Here is a 2,331-nt window from a genome sequence, read left to right as displayed (position 1 = left end):
GTTGCGCAGGCGGATGTTGGCGAACGTGCCGCGGATCATGACCTCGTGGTTGCCGCGACGCGATCCGTACGAGTTGAAGTCGCGCGGCTCGATGCCGTGCTCCGACAGGTACTTGCCGGCCGGGCTGTCCTTCTTGATCGCACCGGCGGGGCTGATGTGATCGGTCGTGACCGAGTCACCGAGCTTGAGCAGTACGCGCGCACCGGTGACCTCCTCGACCGGCGAGGGCTCGAGAGCCATGCCGTCGAAGTAGGGCGCCTTGCGGACGTAGGTCGAGTCGGGATCCCACTCGAACACGGCGCCGTCGGGCGTCGGCAGGTTCTGCCAGCGCTCGTCGCCGGCGAACACGTCGGCGTACTCCTTGGTGAACGTGGCGGAGTCGATCGACGACGCGATGACGTCCTCGACCTCCTTGGGCGACGGCCAGATGTCCTTCATGTAGACGTCGTTGCCGTCCTGGTCCTGGCCCAGCGGGTCGGCGTAGAGGTCGACGTCCATCGAGCCGGCCAGGGCGTACGCGATGACCAGCGGCGGCGACGCCAGGTAGTTCATCTTGATGTCCGGGTTGATGCGGCCCTCGAAGTTGCGGTTGCCCGAGAGCACCGCGGTGACGGCGAGGTCGCCGTCGTTGACGGCCTTGCTGACCTCGGGAATCAGCGGTCCTGAGTTGCCGATGCAGGTCGTGCAGCCGTAGCCCACGAGGTTGAAGCCGAGCTTGTCGAGGTAGGGCGTCAGGCCGGACTTCTCGTAGTAGTCCGTCACGACCTTCGACCCCGGCGCCAGCGTCGTCTTGACCCACGGCTTGCGCTGCAGGCCCTTCTCGACGGCCTTCTTGGCCAGCAGGGCCGCGCCGATCATGACCGACGGGTTGGACGTGTTGGTGCACGACGTGATGGCCGCGATCGTGACGGCGCCGTGATCGACCTCGAACTCGGTGCCGTCCTCGAGGGTGACCTTCTGCGGGTTGCGTACGCGCTCGGCGCCGTTGCCGCGCGAGGCGTGCACGGGCTTGTCGGCGCCGTTGTGCGCCGACGACGTCGGCGAGTCAGAGGCCGGGAACGACTCGTCGACCGACTCGTCGTAGCCGTCGAGCTCCTGCTCGTCGTGGTCGACGTAGTCGCGCAGGGCGGCGCGGAACGAGGACTTGCTCTCGGTCAGCGAGACGCGGTCCTGGGGACGCTTGGGACCGGCGATCGACGGGACGACGTCACCGAGGTCGAGCTCGAGGTATTCGGAGTAGCGAGCCTCGCGGTCGGCGTCGTGCCACAGGCCCTGTGCCTTGGCGTATGCCTCGACGAGCGCGATCTGCTCGTCGCTGCGGCCCGTGAGCTTGAGATACTTGGTGGTCTCGTCGTCGATCGGGAAGACCGCGATCGTCGAGCCGTACTCAGGGCTCATGTTGCCGATCGTGGCGCGGTTGGCCAGCGGGACGGCCGCGACGCCGGGTCCGTAGAACTCGACGAACTTGCCGACGACGCCGTGCTTGCGGAGCTGCTCGGTGATGACCAGGACCAGGTCGGTCGCCGTGGCGCCCTCGGGGAGCTCGCCCGACAGCTTGAAGCCGACGACGCGCGGGATCAGCATGCTGATCGGCTGGCCGAGCATGGCCGCCTCGGCCTCGATGCCGCCGACGCCCCAGCCGACGACGCCCAGGCCGTTGACCATCGTGGTGTGCGAGTCGGTGCCGACGCACGAGTCCGGGTAGACGACCGTGCTGCCGTCGGCCTCACGGGTGAACGCGACGCGGGCGAGGTGCTCGATGTTGACCTGGTGCACGATGCCGGTGCCGGGAGGTACGACCTTGAAGTCGTCGAAGGCGCCCTGGCCCCAGCGGAGGAACTGGTAGCGCTCGCGGTTGCGCTCGTACTCGATCTCGACGTTGCGCTCGAATGCCTCGGGCGTGCCGAAGACGTCGGCGATGACGGAGTGGTCGATGACCATCTCGGCCGGTGCGAGCGGGTTGATCTTGGTCGCGTCGCCGCCGAGGTCGGCCATCGCCTCGCGCATCGTGGCGAGGTCGACGACGCACGGGACGCCGGTGAAGTCCTGCATGATCACGCGGGCAGGCGTGAACTGGATCTCCTTGCTGGGCTCGACTGTTGCGTCCCAGCCGGCGAGGGCCTCGATGTCGGCCTTCGTGATGTCGGCACCGTCCTCGGTGCGCAGGAGGGACTCGAGGAGCACCTTCAGGCTGAACGGGAGGGTCGAGACGTCGAGCCCGTCGCCCGTCACCGCGTCGAGGCGGTAGTAGTCGTACGTGGAGTCCCCGACTGTGAGGGAGTCCTTCGATCCAAAGCTGTCGACGGCCATCGTCATTCTCCTTCGCGTCGT

The 2,331-nt window shown here is 67.6% G+C and carries 1 protein-coding gene; it reads right to left on the bottom strand.

Translation table 11 applies throughout. The features are described 5' to 3' along the window. On the bottom strand, positions 1–2,310 hold a 2,310-nt coding region (gene acnA / locus V6M46_RS08240), incomplete at its 3' end, for an aconitate hydratase AcnA (protein WP_332663653.1). Positions 2,311–2,331 lie beyond the last annotated feature (21 nt).

The organism is Aeromicrobium sp., from assembly GCF_036676885.1.
Classification (GTDB): domain Bacteria; phylum Actinomycetota; class Actinomycetes; order Propionibacteriales; family Nocardioidaceae; genus Aeromicrobium.
The sequence above is the reverse complement of the archived record's forward strand: the minus strand, read 5'-3'. Positions and strand labels throughout refer to the sequence as shown.